Below are 803 nucleotides of genomic sequence, written 5' to 3'. Positions count from 1 at the left end.
GAGAGCATTATGAAAGTATTGGTAACGGGCGGTGCTGGCTACATAGGAAGTCACGTTGTTAAGCAGTTAGGAGAAGCTGGGCACGATATTGTTGTATACGACAATCTCTCTACTGGCTACGAATGGGCGGTGACTTGCGGAGAGTTAGTGGTTGGTGATGTCGGCGACTTTGACAAGCTTGATGCGCTATTTACCGAACACACTTTTGAGGCGGTGTTGCACTTCGCTGCAAATATTGTCGTCCCTGAGTCGGTTGAGAATCCGCTTAAATACTATGGCAACAACACGCGCAATACCCTAAACCTGTTAAGCGTTATTCAAAAACATCAGACGCCATACATGGTATTTTCATCGACGGCGGCAGTATATGGCATGCCGGATGAGAAGGTGTTGACAGAAGATATGCCTTTAGCACCGATTAACCCCTATGGTGCGTCGAAGATGATGAGCGAGCAGATGATCCGTGATCTGTCATTTGCAACAGGTCTTAAACATGTCATTTTGCGCTACTTTAATGTTGCCGGTGCAGATCTTCAAAGCCGAATTGGCCAAGCAACCCCCGAAGCAACGCACTTAATTAAAGTTGCCTGTGAGTGTGTTACCGGCGCCCGCACCGGGATGAAAGTATTTGGCACCGACTATGAAACTCGTGATGGCACATGTATTCGCGATTATATCCATGTCGATGATTTAGCAAAGGCGCATGTTATGGCGCTAGATTACATGGCAAAAGGTGGTGACTCGCAAATCATGAACTGTGGCTATGGTCGTGGTTTTACGGTGAAAGAAGTGATCGACGTTGT

At 47.1% G+C, this 803-nt stretch carries 1 protein-coding gene; it reads left to right on the top strand.

Annotation, left to right across the window (positions count from 1 at the left end):
• Positions 1–9 precede the first annotated feature (9 nt).
• On the top strand, positions 10–803 hold a 794-nt coding region (gene galE, locus A3751_RS19115), incomplete at its 3' end, for a UDP-glucose 4-epimerase GalE (protein ID WP_068458586.1).

This window comes from Oleiphilus sp. HI0080, from assembly GCF_001635135.1.
The sequence above is the reverse complement of the archived record's forward strand: the minus strand, read 5'-3'. Positions and strand labels throughout refer to the sequence as shown.